Origin of the sequence: Aureimonas sp. Leaf324, assembly GCF_001423245.1 — a bacterium.
Taxonomy (GTDB): Bacteria; Pseudomonadota; Alphaproteobacteria; order Rhizobiales; family Rhizobiaceae; genus Aureimonas.
The window spans coordinates 80348-97167 of the sequence record NZ_LMOH01000002.1 but is presented as its reverse complement, the minus strand read 5'-3'; the positions used below and the strand labels follow the sequence as shown (position 1 = coordinate 97167).

13 protein-coding genes are annotated in these 16820 nt (G+C 71.5%); 3 read left to right on the top strand and 10 right to left on the bottom strand.

What is annotated here, in order from left to right; genetic code table 11:
- Positions 1 to 21 precede the first annotated feature (21 nt).
- The 5 genes from ASF65_RS03610 to ASF65_RS03590 are packed head-to-tail and all read right to left on the bottom strand — an operon-like array spanning position 22 to position 6249.
- Positions 22 to 1755 carry a biotin carboxylase N-terminal domain-containing protein gene (locus ASF65_RS03610; protein ID WP_055885308.1) on the bottom strand — a complete coding sequence of 578 codons (1734 nt, stop codon included), beginning with the start codon at positions 1753 to 1755 and terminating at the stop codon, positions 22 to 24.
- Positions 1752 to 3374 carry a carboxyltransferase domain-containing protein gene (locus ASF65_RS03605; RefSeq protein ID WP_055885305.1) on the bottom strand — a complete coding sequence of 541 codons (1623 nt, stop codon included), beginning with the start codon at positions 3372 to 3374 and terminating at the stop codon, positions 1752 to 1754. The genes ASF65_RS03610 and ASF65_RS03605 overlap by 4 nt, the downstream gene beginning before the upstream one ends.
- A 9-nt stretch (positions 3375 to 3383) precedes the next feature.
- The gene (locus tag ASF65_RS03600) at positions 3384 to 4187 is read right to left on the bottom strand and encodes a putative hydro-lyase (RefSeq protein WP_055885302.1); all 804 of its coding nucleotides are present in this window, start codon (positions 4185 to 4187) and stop codon (positions 3384 to 3386) included.
- An 11-nt stretch (positions 4188 to 4198) separates the two neighbouring features.
- Positions 4199 to 4963, bottom strand: coding sequence for a 5-oxoprolinase subunit PxpA (locus tag ASF65_RS03595; protein ID WP_055885298.1), 765 nt, complete (start codon positions 4961 to 4963; stop codon positions 4199 to 4201).
- A gap of 17 nt (positions 4964 to 4980) precedes the next feature.
- Positions 4981 to 6249 carry an NRAMP family divalent metal transporter gene (locus ASF65_RS03590; RefSeq protein ID WP_244486551.1) on the bottom strand — a complete coding sequence of 423 codons (1269 nt, stop codon included), beginning with the start codon at positions 6247 to 6249 and terminating at the stop codon, positions 4981 to 4983.
- A 106-nt stretch (positions 6250 to 6355) separates the two neighbouring features.
- Here ASF65_RS03590 and ASF65_RS21195 point away from each other — a divergent pair, with 106 nt between their 5' ends.
- The 3 genes from ASF65_RS21195 to ASF65_RS03580 all read left to right on the top strand — a co-directional run bounded on the left by ASF65_RS21195 (position 6356) and on the right by ASF65_RS03580 (position 8432).
- Positions 6356 to 6517, top strand: coding sequence for a hypothetical protein (locus ASF65_RS21195; RefSeq protein ID WP_156369151.1), 162 nt, complete (start codon positions 6356 to 6358; stop codon positions 6515 to 6517).
- Between the two features lie 70 nt (positions 6518 to 6587).
- Complete coding sequence (locus ASF65_RS03585; RefSeq protein ID WP_055885295.1) at positions 6588 to 7262, top strand: GntR family transcriptional regulator; 675 nt, start codon at positions 6588 to 6590, stop codon at positions 7260 to 7262.
- Positions 7263 to 7424: 162 nt separating this feature from the next.
- On the top strand, positions 7425 to 8432 hold the full coding sequence (locus ASF65_RS03580) for an SDR family oxidoreductase (RefSeq protein ID WP_055885292.1): 1008 nt from the start codon (positions 7425 to 7427) through the stop codon (positions 8430 to 8432).
- Between the two features lie 101 nt (positions 8433 to 8533).
- Here ASF65_RS03580 and ASF65_RS03575 read toward each other — a convergent pair whose 3' ends face one another.
- The 5 genes from ASF65_RS03575 to kdpB form a co-directional block, all read right to left on the bottom strand.
- A complete protein-coding gene (locus ASF65_RS03575; RefSeq protein WP_055885289.1) occupies positions 8534 to 10522 on the bottom strand; it encodes a methyl-accepting chemotaxis protein in 1989 nt (662 codons plus the stop codon).
- Between the two features lie 152 nt (positions 10523 to 10674).
- Positions 10675 to 11352 (bottom strand): response regulator, encoded by a 678-nt coding sequence (locus ASF65_RS03570; protein ID WP_055885286.1) that lies wholly within the window; start codon positions 11350 to 11352, stop codon positions 10675 to 10677.
- Positions 11349 to 14018: a sensor histidine kinase KdpD gene (locus tag ASF65_RS03565; RefSeq protein ID WP_055885283.1), complete on the bottom strand. Its 2670-nt coding sequence runs from the start codon at positions 14016 to 14018 to the stop codon at positions 11349 to 11351. The genes ASF65_RS03570 and ASF65_RS03565 overlap by 4 nt, the downstream gene beginning before the upstream one ends.
- A gap of 71 nt (positions 14019 to 14089) precedes the next feature.
- Positions 14090 to 14713: a potassium-transporting ATPase subunit KdpC gene (gene kdpC / locus ASF65_RS03560; RefSeq protein ID WP_055885281.1), complete on the bottom strand. Its 624-nt coding sequence runs from the start codon at positions 14711 to 14713 to the stop codon at positions 14090 to 14092.
- Between the two features lie 22 nt (positions 14714 to 14735).
- Complete coding sequence (gene kdpB, locus ASF65_RS03555; protein WP_055885277.1) at positions 14736 to 16790, bottom strand: potassium-transporting ATPase subunit KdpB; 2055 nt, start codon at positions 16788 to 16790, stop codon at positions 14736 to 14738.
- Between the last annotated feature and the right edge of the window lie 30 nt (positions 16791 to 16820).

Here is a 16820-nt window from a genome sequence, read left to right as displayed (position 1 = left end):
GTCCCGGCCGGCGGACCGGCGTCAGGCCGGTCCCGCCTCGATCCGGGCGAGCGCCTCGCCCGCCTGGAGATAGGCGCCGGGCTCGGCGACGAGCACGATGGTGCCGGCTGCATGGGCGGTCACCTGCGTCTCCATCTTCATCGCCTCCATCACGGCGACGACCTGCCCGGCTTCCACGCGGGCGCCGTCCTCGACGCGCCAGCCCTGCAGCGTCCCGGCGACCGGGGCGGCGAGACGCGCGGCGTCCACCGGTGTCTCCTCGGCGGCGGCGACCGGCGCGCCGCCGGTCGTGCCGAGCCGCGCCAGGAACGCCGCCGGCAATCCCAGCATATGGCGGCGCCCATCGATCTCGACCGGCAGCCGCACGGTAGTCATGTCGTCGAGCGGCTCAGGGCGAGGGGCTGCGGCCAGTTCGCCGGCAAACTCCGTCTCGATCCAGCGGGTGTGGACACGCAGCGTCTCGCCCGTGAAATCGTCCGCCTCCAGGACCGCCCGGTGGAACGGCAGCACGGTCGCGACGCCCTCGATGCGGAATTCGGAGAGGGCACGGCGCGCGCGTGCGATCGCCACTTCGCGCGTCGGCCCGGTGACGACGAGCTTGGCCATCATCGAATCGAAGTGCCCCGGCACGACCGAGCCCGATACGACGCCGGCATCGACCCGAACGCCCGGACCCGACGGCGGATCGAACAGGGTGACGGGACCCGGCGTCGGCAGGAAGCCGCGGCCGGGATCCTCGGCATTGATGCGGAATTCGATCGAATGGCCGCGTGGCTCGGGCGTTTCAAGAATCCGCAGCGGCTCACCGTCGGCGATCCGAAGCTGCTCCACCACGAGGTCGAGGCCCGTCGTCTCCTCCGTCACGGGGTGCTCGACCTGCAGCCTCGTGTTGACCTCGAGGAACGAGATGGTTCCGTCCTGTCCCAGGAGGAACTCCACGGTGCCGGCGCCGACATAGCCGGCTTCGGCGCACACGGCGCGTGCACCCTCGTGGATCGCCGAGCGCTGTTCCGGCGTCAGGAAGGGCGCGGGCGCCTCCTCCACCAGCTTCTGGTTCCGGCGCTGGAGCGAGCAGTCGCGCGTGCCGACGACGAGCACCGTGCCGTGGCGATCGGCGAGAATCTGCACCTCGACATGGCGCGGCCGGTCGAGGAAGCGCTCGACGAAGCACTCGCCGCGCCCGAAGGCGGCTTCCGCCTCGCGCGTCGCGGAGGCGAAGAGCTCCTCCACCTCCTCGAGCTTCCAGGCGACCTTCATGCCGCGCCCGCCGCCGCCGAAGGCCGCCTTGATCGCGATCGGCAACCCGTGCGCCTCGGCAAAGCGCAGCGCCTCGCCTGCGTCTTTCACCGGCCCGTCGGAGCCCGGCACCAGCGGCGCGCCGACGCGGGCGGCGATTTCGCGCGCGCGCGTCTTGTCGCCGAGCGCCTCGATCACGCCGGCGTCCGGGCCGATCCAGGTGATGCCGGCCTCGGTGACAGCGCGGGCGAACTCCGGCCGCTCGGACAGGAAGCCGTAGCCGGGATGGACGGCGTCGGCGCCCGCACGCCTTGCGACGTCGAGCAGTTTCTCGATGTGGAGATAGGTGTCGGCAGGCGCATTGCCGCCGAGCGGATAGGCCTCGTCGGCAATGCGCACGAAGGGGGCGTCGGCGTCGCAGTCGGCATAGACGGCGACGGAGGCGACGCCGTGGTCGCGGCAGGCCCGGGCGATGCGAAGCGCGATCTCGCCGCGATTGGCGATGAGGACTTTTCTCATGGTCGACCTTCGGAACGTTCGGGTTCGATCTCGGCGAACGGCCGGATCACGTTGAAGCGGATACGCGCGCCGACCGGGATCTGCCCGGCCCGATCGAGATGGTGCTCGGCGAGCGTCGCGATGACGGGATAGCCGCCGGTCAGCGGATGATCGGCGAGGAAGAGGACCGGCTGGCCGTTGTGCGGCACCTGGATCGCGCCGTTGGCCGTGCCCTCGCTCGGCAGTTCGGCCTTGGGATCGCGCCGCTCGAGCGGCACCGCGCCTTCGATGCGCAGGCCGACGCGGTTGGACAAGGGCGTCGCCGTCCACTCCTCAGCCGTCAGGGTTTCGATGCCAGCATCGGTGAACCATTCGGTGCGCGGGCCCATGACGACGTCGAGCACCACGGTCTCGCCGGGCGCCGGGAGATCGGCCGGCGGCACCTCCGGCGTGCCGACCGGGCGACGGGGCGGCCGGGCATTCACCGCCAGCCGGTCGCCGACGCCGACGGCCGGAGGACCGAGGCGGGCGAGGGAATCCACCGACGCCGAACCCAGCACCGGCTCGGCGGCATAGCCGCCGCGGACCGCGAGATAGGTGCGAAGGCCGCGCCGGGGCGCCTCGAGCGTGACACAGTCACCGGGCTCGAGCGAGACCGGGCGATAGGCCTCGGCGATCTGCCGGCGGCCCGCCGCGTCGCGGATTTCGAGCACGGCGTCCGTGCCGGCGATGGCGACGACGGCCGGTCCCTCGGCGGTAAAGGCGAAGCCCCCGCCGACGATCTCGAGCGCCGGCTCGCCCGGCTCGTTGCCGACCATCCGGTTGGCGGCATGGAGCGCCGCGCGATCGAGCGCGCCGGAGGCGGAGACCCCTTGCGCCGCCTGCCCCGGTCGTCCGTCGTCCTGGAACAGCGGCGGCATCGGCGCTGCGGTGACGAGGAAGCGCGTGCCGCCGGGGAGCGCGGGTGCGGCAACGGCCTGCGCGCGCGCCGCTTCCCGCGCGGCGATGGCATCGAACGCGGCTCGGTCGGCCAGCCGCGTGAAGCGCACGCGCGTGCCCGGCTGGAACAGGGTCGAGGGGTCGCGCGCGAGGTCAAACATCTTGAGCGGCGTCGTGCCGATCAGCTGCCAGCCGCCCGGCCCCTCCTGCGGGTAGACGCCGGCAAACGGGCCGGCCAGCGCCACGGTGCCGGCTGGAATGCGGGTGCGCGGGCTCTGGCGCCGCGCGACATGGAGCGCGGGATCGCCGCCGACGAGATAGCCGAAGCCCGGCGCAAAGCCGGTGAAGGCGACGGTGAACTCGGAGGCGGCGTGCCGGGCGATCACCGCCTCTGGCGTGAGCCCCGTCAGCCGCGCGACGTCGTCGAGGTCCTCGCCGTCGTAGAGCGTCGGGATCTCGACGAGGCGCTCGGAGGGCGCCGCCTTTGCCGAGATGTCGCGGGCGCGAAGGTCGGCGGCAAACGCCGCCATATCGGGGAGCGTTCCCGGCCGGAAGCGCACGAGAAGCGTACTCGCGGCCGGCACGATCTCCTCGACCGCGGCCACGGGCCGAGCCTCGAGGGAGGCGAAGAGCGCCAGCGTCTCGTCGAGGTCGGCAAGCTCGACCAGCACGACCCGCAGGCTGACGGGAAGGATGCGCATCCGGGATCCTCAGACGTGGTAGGCGGCGTCGGGAACGTCGGTAACGAACATGTGTCCCGGCGCGTGGGTGACGGCAAAGGGCACTTTCGACGCCATCACGGCCGCCTGCGGCGTTACCCCGCAGGCCCAGAAGACCGGGATTTCGCCGGGCTCGATGCGCACGGCCTCGCCGAAGTCGGGCCTGGCGAGGTCGGCGATGCCGAGGCTTTGAGGGTCGCCGACATGGACCGGCGCGCCGTGGACGGCGGGAAAGCGACCCGAGATCAGCGCGGCGTCCGCCACGCGCGCCGCCGGGATCGGCCGCATGGACACGACCATCGGGCCGGACAGGCGCCCGGCCGGGCGGCAGGGGCGGTTGGTCAGGTACATCGGCACGTTGGTGCCGTCCGCGATGTGGCGCACCTCGATGCCGGCCTCCCGCAGCGGCGCCTCGAAGGTGAAGGAGCAGCCGATCAGGAAGGTGACGAGGTCGCCGGCCTCCTCGTAGGCGGCGGTGGCATCGGGCACCTCGTCCGCCAGCCGGCCGTCGCGCCACACGCGGTAGAGCGGGATGTCGCGCGCGACGTCCGCCCCCTCGGCCAGCACCGTCTCGCGCGAACCCGCCTCCAGAACGTCGAGGACGGGGCAGCTCTTCGGGTTGCGCTGGGCATAGAGCAGGAAGTCGAAGGCCCAGTCGCGCGGCAGGGCGATCATGTTGGCCTGCGTCAGGCCGGGCGCGACGCCGGCCGTCGGCTGGACGAGGCCGGCGCGGTAGCGCGCGCGAGCCGCGCGGCCCGCCTCGCGCAGGTGTTCCCCTTTGTCGGAAACGCTCATCGACTGTCTCCTCAAGCGGGCGCGAAGGGCGAGATCGTGATGCCGTCGGCCATGAGGCGCTCGCGCACGGCGCGGGCGATCGAGACCGCGCCGGGGCTGTCGCCGTGGACGCAGATCGACTGGGCGTGCAGGCGAACGACGGAGCCGTCCACCGCCTCGATCTCGCCGGCGGAGGCGAGGCGCGCCATGCGGGCCGCGACCACGACCGGATCGTGGATCACCGCGCCCGGCTCGCGGCGCGAGACCAAGGTGCCCTCCGGCGTGTAGGCCCGGTCGGCGAAGGCTTCCGAGACGGTCGTCAATCCGGCATCCTCGGCGAGCCGCACCAGCGGCGCGTTGGCGAGGCACATCAGGACCAGCGACCGGTCGGCGGCGAGGATCGCCTCCACCACGTCGCGCCCCTGCCGGGGGTCGCTCACGATCGTGTTGTAGAGCGCCCCGTGCGGCTTGACGTAGGTGACGCGGGTGCCGGCCACCGCGGCCAGACCCTTCAGCGCCCCGATCTGGTAGATGACATCGGCGACGAGGTCCTCGGACGCGACGTCCATGTTGCGGCGGCCGAAGCCGCCGCGGTCGGGATAGGAGACGTGGGCGCCGATCGCGACGCCCCGCGCGGCCGCGCTCTTCAGCGTGCGCAGGATGCCGGCCGGGTCGCCGGCGTGAAACCCGCAGGCGACGTTGGCGGAGGAGACGAGGCCGAGCATGGTCTCGTCTTCGCCCATTTCCCAAGCGCCATAGCTTTCGCCGAGATCGCTGTTGAGGTCGATCGAACTCATGGAAGGCTCCTGTCGCGTCAGCGGCCGAGGAAGGCGAAGATGGGGCCGATCGAGCGATAGCCCATCCACCAGGTGAGCGCGGCCGTCGCGACGCCGAGCGCGAAGAGCCAGGCGGGATGGCGGTAGTCGCCCATCAGGTCGCGGCGGGCCCAGGCGGCGTAGAGGATGATGGTCAGACCGATCGGCAGGACCAGCCCGTTGAAGCCGCCGACGAAGACGAGGAGCGCGGCAGGCGTCGTGCCGATCAGGAGGAACACGGCGAGCGAGACGGCGATGAAGACGACGGTCGCCCACGAGCGGGCGCGGTCGCCCATGCCCGGCCGGAAGGCGGTCATGAAGGAGACCGACGTATAGGCCGCGCCGATGATCGAGCTCATGCCGGCGGCCCAGAAGATCAGGCCGAAGACGCGGAAGCCGAACTCGCCGACGGCATGGCCGAAGGCCTGTGCGGCCGGATTGGCGGTGCGACCCGACAGGTCCAGCGTCACGCCCGACGACACCACGCCGAGAATGCCGAGGAACAGGATGAAGCGCATGATGCCCGTCACCGTGATGCCGTTCAGCGCGGCTTTGGTGACGGACGGAATGTTCTCGCGGCCGACCAGCCCCTTGTCTAGCAGGCGATGCGCGCCGGCATAGGTCAGGTAGCCGCCGACCGTGCCGCCGACGATGGTGGTGATGGTCGGGAAGTCGATCGTGTCCGGCCACACCGTCTGGCGCAGCGCCTCGCCGACCGGCGGGCTCGCGGAATAAGCGACGAAAAGGATCAGCGCGATCTTGACGGTGCCGAGCGCGATCATGGTGCGGTCCATGACCCCGCCCGCGCGCTTGTTGAGGAAGATGCCGATGGCCAGCAGCGCCGAGAGCGCGCCGCCGATCTTGGGATCGAGGCCGAGCAGCGCGTTGAGGCCGAGGCCGGCGCCCGCCACGTTGGCGATGTTGAAGAACAGGCCGCCGAGGATGACGAGGAAGGCGAGGAGGTAGCCCGAGCCGGGGATCGCCGCGTTGGCGATGTCGGAGGCGCGCATGCGCGTGGCGGCGACGATCCGCCAGATGTTGATCTGGACGATGTAGTCGATGATCACCGAGGCGAGGATGCCGAAGGCGAAGGCGGCGCCCATGGTCTGGGTGAAGGTCGCCGTCTGGGTGATGAAGCCGGGACCGCTGGCGGCCGTCGCCATCAGGAACACGGCCGAGATCAGCGCGAAGCGCTTCGATTCGTTGCCGCGGCCGAAGGTGGTGGAGGCGACCGGCCGGGGCGGCGGGGAAGAGGAGGCTGGATCCATCGTTCGGGCTTCCTTGAGGCGGCGCGCGCCGGAGAATTGAGGCCGAATTGCGAGGGCAGCTTCGTCGGATTGAACCCGAACGTCAATATTGTTCAACGATTTTTGCATGTCTGTCCTGCAAAATGTGCAGAGCCTGAGCAATCTGGCGATTGTCGGCGCAGGCGATCGCACAATGGTTGAACAACTTTCTGAGCCTTCGCCGTCTTGCGAGGTGGCCGCCCCGCTTGATCGGGGGCGTCGCATGGCCGATGGTCGCGGCGATCTTTGAGCGAAGCAGGAAGCACCATGGCGATGCGAGGAGCGGTTGGGTGCCCCGGCGTCGCGACGGGGCGGGTCGCATGAGTGCGCCGGACATCGCATCGTCCGCGCTGACCGGGCGGCTCGCCGAGCGGCTGCGCGATCGCATCATCGCTGGCGAGCTCCTGCCGGGTCAGCGCCTGTCCGAGAACGCGCTCGCGGCCGAGCTGTCGGTGTCGCGCAACACGCTGCGCGAGGCCTTCCGCCTTCTCACCAAGGACGGGCTCCTGCGGCACGAGCCCCATCGCGGCGTCTTCGTCACCGCGCCGGACCACGCCGCGGTGATCGACATCTACCGCGTCCGCCGGCTGGTCGAGGGCCGGGCGCTGGCCGCGGCCGAGCCCGGCCATCCCGCGATCGCCCGCATGCGGGCGGCGGTGGAGCGGGCCGAAGCGGCGCGCGAGAGCGTGGACTGGCAGGGTGTCGGCAGCGCCAACATGGCGTTCCATGCCGCCATCGTGGATCTGGCCGACAGCGCGCGGCTCGCCGCCTTCTACGCGCAGGTCGCCGCCGAACTGCGCCTCGCCTTCGGCCTCCTCGCCACGCCGGAAGCCCTGCACGCCCCCTTCATCGACGGCAACCGGACGATCCTGGAAGCGCTGGAGGCCGGCCGGCCGGCGGACGCCGCCGACCTCCTCGATGCCTATCTCGGCCGCGCCGAGCGCATCATCCTCGGCGCCCTGTCGCGGCGCACGGCCCCCTCGCCTGCCGGCTAACGGCGCATGCCCGGCTAACGAGATCGCCGCACGAAACCGGTCGCGAGAGCCGGCGGCGGCGGAACCTCTGCGCGCGCGGGCGGCTTCCCGATGCGGGACCCGCGGTGCCCGCCACAGGCGCGCGGCGATCCCGTCGTCGCATCAGCCGGGAAGCCTCAAGCCATGACCGATCGAACCCTGTCACGCCGCACCGTCCTCGGCGGCGCGGTCCTCGGCGCCGCCGCGATCGCGGCGCCTGCGGGCGCCCAGACGCAGAGCGAGGCAGGCACTGCCGCGGCCGACGGCTCGCCGCGGCTCAGCGACCCGCGCACGCGCTACACCAGCGAGCCCTTCCCCGAGCAGAAGCAGCCCTGGCCCGGCCTCCAGTCGCAGATGACGCCGGTGCCCGACTGCGGCGAGACGAGCTATCGCGGCTCCGGCCGCCTCACCGGGCGCCGGGCGCTGGTCACCGGCGGTGACAGCGGCATCGGCCGGGCGGCGGCGATCGCCTTTGCGCGCGAGGGCGCGGATGTTGCGATCAACTACCATCCGGACGAGCAACCGGACGCCGAGGACGTCGCGAAGCTCATCCGCGAGGCCGGACGCAAGGCCGTGCTCCTGCCCGCCGACATCCGCACGCTGGACGCCTGCGAGGGCATCGTGCGGCAGGCGGTGGAGGCGCTCGGCGGCCTCGACCTCCTCGTCAACAACGCGGCCTACCAGCAGTCCAAGGCCGACATCTCCGAGATTTCCGACGAGCAGTTCGTGCGGACCTACGAGACCAACGTCTTCCACACGTTCCGCGTCTCGAAGGCGGCGATCCCGAGCCTGCCGCCGGGCGGCGTCATCATCAACACGATCTCGGTGAATTCCTACGACCCCGGCGAGGAACTGATCGACTACGCCTCGACCAAGGCGGCGATCCTCAACCTCACCAAGGGCATGGCCAAGCAGCTCGCCAAGAAGGGGATCCGGGTGAATGCCGTGGCGCCGGGTCCCGTCTGGACGCCGCTGCAGGTCGCCGGCGGCCAGATCGAAGGCACGATGGGCGAGTTCGGGCAGGACACGCCGCTCGGGCGCGCCGGACAGCCGGCCGAACTCGCGCCGCTCTACGTGGCGCTGGCCGAGGACGGCACCAGCTTCTCGACCGGCACGGCGGTCGGGGCACACGGCGGCAAGGGCAATCCCTGATCCGAGGTGTCAGCGCGCCAAACCCATCCAACGCAAGACCGCCGCGCCCCTTTCGGGAGCGCGGCGGTAGAATGCTCAGCTGGTCGATTGGGCAAGGGCGCTCAGAACTCCTCCCAGCCCTCCTCGACGGCCGCGGCCTTCGGAGCCGCCCCGCCGTGACCGGCGGTGCGCATCTGCGCGACGGGACGTGACGTCGCGTGCGCAGCGGGAGCAGCGGGTGCAGCGTGTGCGCGGAGACCCGCCGGTCGAGCCGGCTGCATCGCGGCGCGCTTCGAGGCTGCCGACGCCGCCGGGCGCATCGCGGCCGCACGGTGCCCCGCCCCCGTCGCGAAGCCCGACACCAGTCCCGACAGCCCTTCCGTCTCGCCCGACAGCGCCTGCGCCGCCGCCGTCGTCTCCTCCACCATCGCCGCGTTCTGCTGCGTGACCTTGTCCATCTGGTCGGCCGCCACCGACACCTCGCGAAGCGCCACCGCCTGCTCGCGTGCCGCCTCCGCCATCGCCGCGATCGACTGCGCGACGCCCCCGACCTGCGCGACGATCGCCTCGAGCGAGCGGCCCGAGGCCGAGACGAGCTCGACGCCCGACCCCACCTGCGCCCCCGACGCCTCGATCAGCGCCTTGATCTCCTTGGCGGCCTCCGCCGAGCGCTGGGCAAGACCGCGCACCTCCTGCGCCACCACCGCAAAGCCCCGGCCCGCCTCCCCGGCGCGTGCGGCCTCGACGCCGGCGTTCAGCGCCAGGAGGTTCGTCTGGAAGGCGATCTCGTCGATCACCCCGATGATGTTGCCGATGCGCGCCGAGGACTGCTCGATCTCGGCCATCGCCGACACCGCCCGGCCGACGATCTCGCCGCCGCGCTCGGCCTCGCGGCAGGCGGTGGACGCCGACTGGCGGGCGGCATCGGCCCGCTGCGCCGTCTCGCCGACGCCGCGCGTCACCTGGCCGAGCGCCGCCACGGTCTCCTCCAGATTGGCCGCCTGCTGCTCGGTGCGCTGGGAGAGATCGCCTGCCGCCACCGTGATCTCCGACAGGCCGGAGCGCATCGCGCCGACCGCCGAGACCACCTGGCCGATCGTCGTCTCCAGCTGCTCGACGGCGCGGTTGAACTCGGCGCGGATCGGCTCGAACTCGGGCGCCACCGCCTCACCCATGCGCACCGTCAGGTCGCCCGCCGACAGACGCGCGAAGCTCGTCTCGACGAGGCCAACAAAGGCGCGAAGGTCCTCGGCCTTCGCGTGGTCGAGAGCTGACTGGCGCTCGGCGCTCGCGGCCTGCGTCTGGCGCGAGGCGTCGGCCTCGATCTCCAGCTGGCGCTGCGCGATGCGCGCCTCGCGCAGCTTCTCCACGGAGCGGGCGATCCGGCCGATCTCGTCGCCGCGATCCATGCCCGTCACCGCGCCGTCCGTGCGGCCTTCCGCGACGTCGCCGATCGTCTCGATCAAGGGCTTCAGCGGCGCCATCATCCGGCGCACCGTCCAGTAGTAGAGCGCGCCGACGAGAAGCGCCGAGACGATGCTGACCGCGATCAGCGTGCGCTGGAGGGTCTCGATCGAGGCGAGGAACTCGGCCTGCGGAATGCCGACATAGAGGACGCCGATCGTCTCGCCGTTGGCGTTGCGGATCGGATCGTAGGCGGTGAAATAGGAGGTGCCGAGAATGTCGGCCTCGCCGCGGAAGGACGTGCCCGCCTTCAGCACCGCGTCGTAGACGGGACCTGCCGCCAGCGTCGTGCCGACCGCGCGCGAGCCGTCCGGCTTCTTGACGTTGGTCGCCACGCGCTTGTCGCCCATGAAGATCGTCGCCGTGCCGCCGACCAGCGTCTTGATGCGGTCCACCGCGTCGGACGCGTCGTTGAGCGGCGTATCGTCGGCGTAGAGGACGTCGCCCCGCCGCGCGTAGGTCTTGCCGTAGGACGACAGGACGTCCCAGGCGACGCGCATGTTGACCTCCTGGCGCTCGCGCGCCCGGCCGACGGCGTCGGAATGAAGGAGGAAGATGCCCGAAACGCTGACGAGAACCGTCACCAGCAGAAGGCTGAACGCCAGCATCAGGGTCAGTTTGATCGGCAGCGATCGGTTGCGCAGCATAGCGGGCTCCACACGGAAGAAGGGCCCACGATGATACGTGTGAGTTGAAAAGCCGCTAATGGCGGCAGATTCTCATGCGTCACGAGCGTTCGGTTTCAAGATCGGCCGAACACGAAACCGCGATTTCTTTGGTGAGGCGTCGCTCCGACCGGTCAGACCAGCCGGTAGCCGACGCCGGGCTCCGTGAGGACGCGTCGCGGCGCGCTCGGGTCGTCCTCCAGTTTCTGGCGGAGATGGCCGATATAGACCCGCAGATATTGCGTGTCGTGCTCGTTGGCTTTGCCCCAGACCTCGCGCAGGAGCGTGCGGTGCGTGACGACCTTGCCGAGATTCTGAAAGAGGACGGTGAGGAGTGCGAGCTCGCGGCGCGTCAGGCGCACCTCGGCCTCGCCCTTGCGCACCACCCGCGCCTCGAGGTCGAGCGACAGGTCGCCCGCCTGGAACGGCCCCGCGCTCGCGGCCTTCTGTCGGTGGCGGAGCGCGGCGCGCAGGCGCGCCATCAGCTCGCCGATGCCGAACGGCTTCTCGACATAGTCGTCGGCGCCGAGATCCAGCGCCCGGATCTTCTCCGATTCGCGATCGCGCGCCGAGAGGACGACGATCGGAACGTCCGAGTGGAGGCGCAGCCGCTCGATCACCACGAGACCGTCGATGTCGGGCAGGCCGAGATCGAGCACCAGGGCGTCGGGCGCGCTCGTCGTGGCAAGCCGCAGCCCTTCCGCGCCGTTGGCGGCCTGAAGGACGGCGTAGCCCTCGGCGGTCAATGAGGGCTTCAGGAAGCGGTGAATCGCCGGCTCGTCGTCCACCACGAGAATCGTCGCACGGCTCATGCGCCCTCCCCGCCGGCCAGCCGGATCTCGAACACGGCGCCCGTCGCCCCCGGCTGAGGAGGTAGAAGCGTCAGCGTGCCGCCCTGGGCTTCCACGATCCCCTTGGCGATGGCAAGGCCGAGCCCCGCGCTGTCGCCGCCGTCGGCGCCGGTCGGCGCGCGGGCCCGCGTGAACTTCTCGAAGACGAAGGGCGCGAGATCCGCCGGTACGCCGGGCCCGTCGTCGGCGATGCGGATCGCGACCGCCTCCCCGTCGCGCCGCGCCGACAGCCTCACCGTCGCTTGCGCGCCCGCGTGGCGCACGGCGTTGCCGACGATGTTGGCGAGCGCCTGATCGAGGAGGTTCCCGTCGACGAAGGCGAGGATGCGCTCGGCCGTCTCGACGAGCCGGAAATGCTGGGTCGCCCCGCGCCGCCGGGCCAGGTCGACCTGCCGCTCCAGCGCCTCGGTGACGTCGATCCAGTCGCGACGCACCTCCAGCGCGCCGGCTTCCAGCCGCGTCATCGACAGGAGGTTGCGCACCATCGTGTCGAGCCGGCTCGCCTCGTCGCGGATCTCGGCAAGGAGATCCTGGCGCGCGTCGCGCTCCAGCCGTTCCTCGTATTCGATGAGGGCGGTGGCCGATCCGAGGATCGAGGCGAGCGGGGTGCGGAAGTCGTGGCTGATCGAGGCGAGGAGGATGTTGCGCACGCGCTCGGTCTCGGCCGCCGTGCGGGCGCGGCGCACCTCGGTCGACAGGAGCGCGCGGTGAAGCGCGGCGGCGGTCTGCTCGGCAAGGGCGGCAAGCAGCGTGCGCGTCTCGACGTCGAGCGGCCCGCGATCCGCCGGATGCTCCAGCCCCAGCGCCCCGACGGTCCCGTCGGGCGCCTGCAGCGGCAGGAACGACCAGCCGCTCGACGGCAGGGTGCCCGTTCCGGCGCCTGCCGGCTCGCCCTTCTCGAAGGCCCATCGGGCGGCGGTGCGGGCGGGCGTGTCGAGCCGGTCGTCGGGCGGCCAGGCGCTGGCGATCGCAAGGTCCGGCCCCGACGGCCGCAGGATCACGCAGGCGCGCCCCGTCGCCGCGTTGATCTCGCTCGCCGCCGCCTCCATCACGCGCTCCGCGTCGGCGAGCGCCGAGAGGGTGCGGGTGAACTCGTAGAGCCGGCGCGCGGCGCGCGTGCGAACGGCCGAGGCCTTCATCTGCTCGCGCGCCTGCCCCGCCACCGCCGAGATCGACACGGCGATGATCAGGAAGATCGCGAGCGCCAAGAGTTCGTGCGGGCGCGCCACCGTGAAGGTGCCGGTCGGGTCGATGAAGAAGAAGTTGTAGGCCGCAAACGACAGGAACGAGGCGAGGATCGCCGGCCAGACGCCGCTGCGCAGCGCCGGCAGGAGCACCGCGAGGAGGTAGAGCATTGAGACGTTCGGCAGCGCCACGAAATGGCGCATCACCGAGCCGAGGAGCGTCGCGACGGCAACGCCGACCGCGGCCGTGGCATAGCCCGTGAGCGGTCCGCGATCCGGCATCGGCCGGCGCACCCGGCCGCCCGCCGTCTCCTCGGTCAGGACATGGATCGCGATCCCCGAGGCCCGGCGCACCAGCGCGTCGGCGAGATTCGGCCGGAGCGGCCAGGACCAGCGGCCGCGGGCGCGGGCCTGACCGACGACGATCTGCGTGACGTTCTCGAAGCGCGCGAAGCGCAGGAGCTCGCCGGGAAAATCGGTGCCGACGAGGCTCTGCGTTGCGGCGCCCAGCGTTCGCGCAAGCTGCAGCGCGGCCTCGACGCGAGCGGCATCCGCCGGCGCCAGCGACAGGCCGGGCCGCTCGATCGTCACTGCGAACCAGGGCGCGTCGAGCCGGTCGGCGAGGCGCTTGGCCTCGCGCACGAGGCGCTCCGGCGTGCCGGTCGCCCCGAGGCAGACGAGAAGCCGCTCGCCCGCCGGCCAGGGGCCCTCGATCGCGCCGCCCTGCATGCGCTCCAGAAGGTCGCTGTCGACGCGGGCGGCCACCTGCCGGAGCGCCAGCTCGCGCAGCGCGGTGAGGTTGGACGGCTTGAAGAAGTTCTGCGTGGCGCGGGTGGCCGTGTCCTCGACATAGACCTTACCCTCGGCGAGCCGCCGGATCAGCTCGTCCGAGGGCAGGTCGACGAGCACGATCTCGTCGGCGACCTTCAGCGTCGTGTCGGGCACCGTCTCGCGCACCCGCACGCCCGTGATCCGCTGGACCACCTCGTTGAGGCTCTCGACATGCTGGACGTTCATCGTGGTCCAGACGTCGATCCCCGCCTGGAGGAGTTCGGCGACGTCCTGCCAGCGCTTCGGGTGGCGCGAGCCCGGCACGTTGGAATGGGCGTATTCGTCGACGAGAAGAAGCTGCGGCCGGCGGGCGAGCGCGGCGTCGATGTCGAACTCGGGGACGAGCCGCCCCTTGTAGGGGATGGACTTGCGCGGCAGGACCTCGAGCCCCGCCAGCATGGCCTCCGTCTCCGCGCGCCCGTGCGTCTCGACGATGCCGACGAGAACGCCGCGCCCCGTGCCCGCCGCGCCGTGGGCGGCCTGCAGCATGGCGAAGGTCTTGCCGACGCCGGGCGCGGCGCCGAGAAACAGGCGAAGACGGCCGCGCCCCTCCCGTTCGGCGCCGGCCAGAAGGGCGTCCGCAGAGGCGCGGGGTCCGTCTCCCTTGATCATCGCATGTCCGTTCCTGTCGGATCCGCCATAGCAGGTCGGGGCCCGGCGGTCTCCCGCCGGGCGCGTTCGCGTCAGCCGGCGGGCCGGTCGACGGAGGCCGTCGGCGTGCCGGCCGCGGGCGCAGGCGTTGCGGGGGCGAGCGCATCGAGCGCGAGGTTCACGGCGAGCACGTTGACGCGCGGCTCGCCGAGGACGAGGAGCGTGCGGCCCAAGGTGTTGTCGGCGATGGCGCGGCGCACGAGGTCGGCGTCGACGCCGCGCGCGCCGGCGATGCGCGCGACCTGGAGCTCGGCGAAGGCCGGCGAGACGTCCGGATCAAGGCCCGAGCCCGAGGTGGTGACGGCGTCGGCGGGCAGGACGCTCGCACCGGTCGCCGCCTTCATCGCCGCGCCGTCCGTCTTGAGGCGCTCGGCGAGCTTGGCGCTGGTGGGCCCGAGGTTGGTGCCCGACGACGAGGCGCCGTCGTAGCCGGTGCCGGCCGCCGACGGACGGCCCTGTAGGTAGCTAGGCTGCGCGAAAGCCTGGCCGATCAGCGACGAGCCGACCGGCTGGCCGTCGCGGCTGATGAGACTGCCCGACGCCTGCGCCGGGAAGACCGCGCCGGCGACGGCGGTCATCGCCAGCGGATAGGCGACGCCGAGGAGGATGGTGAGGAGGCCGAGAAGCGTCGCCGCGGCGCGAAGTTGCGAGAGCATGGAAGCTGTCCTTGAATGGGGTTCAGGCGAGGCCGAGGGCGGAGACCGCAAGGTCGATGATCTTGATGCCCACAAAAGGCACCAGGATCCCGCCGAGGCCGTAGATCAGGAGGTTCCGCCGCAGCACCGTCGCGGCATCCATCGCCCGGTAGGGCACGCCGCGCAGCGCCAGCGGGATCAGCGCGACGATGACGAGGGCGTTGAAGATCACCGCCGACAGGATCGCGCTCTCGGGCGTGGCGAGCCGCATGACGTTGAGGACGCCGAGTTCGGGGATCGCCGCGATGAACAGCGCCGGGATGATGGCGAAGTATTTCGCGACGTCGTTGGCGATCGAGAAGGTCGTCAGGCTCCCACGCGTCATCAGGAGCTGCTTGCCGATGCCGACGATCTCGATGAGCTTGGTCGGGTCCGAATCGAGATCCACCATGTTACCGGCCTCGCGGGCGGCCTGCGTGCCGGTCTGCATGGCGACGCCGACATCGGCCTGGGCGAGCGCCGGCGCGTCGTTGGTGCCGTCGCCGCACATGGCGACGAGCCGCCCCTGGCGCTGCTCGTTGCGGATGTAGTTCAGCTTGTCCTGCGGGGTGGCTTCCGCGATGAAGTCGTCGACGCCGGCCTCGCCCGCGATCGCGGCGGCCGTGACCGGGTTGTCGCCCGTCACCATCACGGTGCGGATGCCCATGCGGCGCAGCTCGGCGAAGCGCTCCTTGATGTCGGGCTTCACGACGTCCTTCAGGTGGATGACGCCGATGTAGCGGCCGTTCTCGGCGAGCCCCAGCGGCGTGCCGCCCGATTTCGCGATGCGCTCGACGGCCTGGCTGAAGGCGGCGGGCTCCTCGACCTCACGGCCCGCCGTCTCGCGCACGAAGCGGCGGATGGCGTCGACCGCGCCCTTGCGGATGGTCTTGTCCCCCGTGTCGGCGCCCGACAGCCGGGTGGCGGCCGAAAAAGGGATGAAGGTCGCCCCGTCCCGCGCGGTCTCGGGGACGGCAATCCCGTACGTCTCGCGCGCCAGCACCAGGATCGAGCGCCCTTCCGCGGTCTCGTCGGCGAGCGAGGCCTCGACCGCGATCTGGGCGGCCTCGGTGTCGGTGACGCCCGGCACCGCGACGAACTCGGACGCCATGCGGTTGCCGAAGGTGATCGTGCCGGTCTTGTCGAGGAGCAGCGTGTCGACGTCGCCCGACGCCTCGACGGCCTTGCCCGACATGGCGAGAACGTTGTGGCGGATCAGGCGGTCCATGCCGGCGATGCCGATGGCCGACAGGAGGCCGCCGATCGTCGTCGGGATGAGGGTGACGAGAAGCGCGACGAGGATCGGCACGGAGACCGCAGCGCCCGCATAGGACGACAGGCCGGTCAGCGTGACGACGGCGATCAGGAAGATCAGCGTCATGCCGACGAGAAGGATGGTGAGCGCGAGCTCGTTCGGCGTCTTCTGGCGCTCGGCGCCCTCGACCAGCGCGATCATGCGATCGAGGAAGGAGGAGCCGGGGGCGGCGGTGATGCGCACGACCAGCCAGTCGGAGACGACCGTGGTGCCGCCGGTGACCGCCGAGCGGTCGCCGCCGGCCTCGCGGATCACGGGCGCGGACTCGCCTGTCACGGCCGCCTCGTTGACGGAGGCGATGCCCTCGACGATCTCGCCGTCGCCCGGCACGAGGTCGCCGGTCTCCACCAGCACGTGGTCGCCGACCTTGAGGTCAAGCGCCGAGACGGACTGGATCGCGGATCGGTCCTTGGCCGAGGCCATGCGCTTGGCCATCGTGTCGGTGCGCGCCTTGCGCAAGCTATCCGCCTGCGCCCGGCCGCGCCCTTCGGCGATGGCTTCCGCGAAGTTGGCGAAGAGCACCGTGAACCAGAGCCAGGCCATGATCTGGCCGGTGAAGAGGAGCGGGTTGCCGGCAAGGAGGTCGCGCACGAAGAGGACGGTGACGACCGCCGCCACGACCTCGGTGACGAAGATCACCGGGTTGCGCATGAGGGCTGCGGGATTGAGCTTCTTGAAGGCGTCGACCGTGGCCCGGCCGACGAGATCGGGCCGGAAGGTGGACGTTGCGGCTTTGGCAGCCATGGGGAATGTCCTTGTTGTCGGGTCCTCGAG

Bases quoted from the DNA above. Each gene is read 5' to 3' on its own strand.
- ASF65_RS03610 (WP_055885308.1), bottom strand. From the start codon at position 1,755: ATGAGAAAAGTCCTCATCGCCAATCGCGGCGAGATCGCGCTTCGCATC.
- ASF65_RS03605 (WP_055885305.1), bottom strand. From the start codon at position 3,374: ATGCGCATCCTTCCCGTCAGCCTGCGGGTCGTGCTGGTCGAGCTTGCC.
- ASF65_RS03600 (WP_055885302.1), bottom strand. From the start codon at position 4,187: ATGAGCGTTTCCGACAAAGGGGAACACCTGCGCGAGGCGGGCCGCGCG.
- ASF65_RS03595 (WP_055885298.1), bottom strand. From the start codon at position 4,963: ATGAGTTCGATCGACCTCAACAGCGATCTCGGCGAAAGCTATGGCGCT.
- ASF65_RS03590 (WP_244486551.1), bottom strand. From the start codon at position 6,249: ATGGATCCAGCCTCCTCTTCCCCGCCGCCCCGGCCGGTCGCCTCCACC.
- ASF65_RS21195 (WP_156369151.1), top strand. From the start codon at position 6,356: ATGTCTGTCCTGCAAAATGTGCAGAGCCTGAGCAATCTGGCGATTGTC.
- ASF65_RS03585 (WP_055885295.1), top strand. From the start codon at position 6,588: ATGAGTGCGCCGGACATCGCATCGTCCGCGCTGACCGGGCGGCTCGCC.
- ASF65_RS03580 (WP_055885292.1), top strand. From the start codon at position 7,425: ATGACCGATCGAACCCTGTCACGCCGCACCGTCCTCGGCGGCGCGGTC.
- ASF65_RS03575 (WP_055885289.1), bottom strand. From the start codon at position 10,522: ATGCTGCGCAACCGATCGCTGCCGATCAAACTGACCCTGATGCTGGCG.
- ASF65_RS03570 (WP_055885286.1), bottom strand. From the start codon at position 11,352: ATGAGCCGTGCGACGATTCTCGTGGTGGACGACGAGCCGGCGATTCAC.
- ASF65_RS03565 (WP_055885283.1), bottom strand. From the start codon at position 14,018: ATGATCAAGGGAGACGGACCCCGCGCCTCTGCGGACGCCCTTCTGGCC.
- kdpC (WP_055885281.1), bottom strand. From the start codon at position 14,713: ATGCTCTCGCAACTTCGCGCCGCGGCGACGCTTCTCGGCCTCCTCACC.
- kdpB (WP_055885277.1), bottom strand. From the start codon at position 16,790: ATGGCTGCCAAAGCCGCAACGTCCACCTTCCGGCCCGATCTCGTCGGC.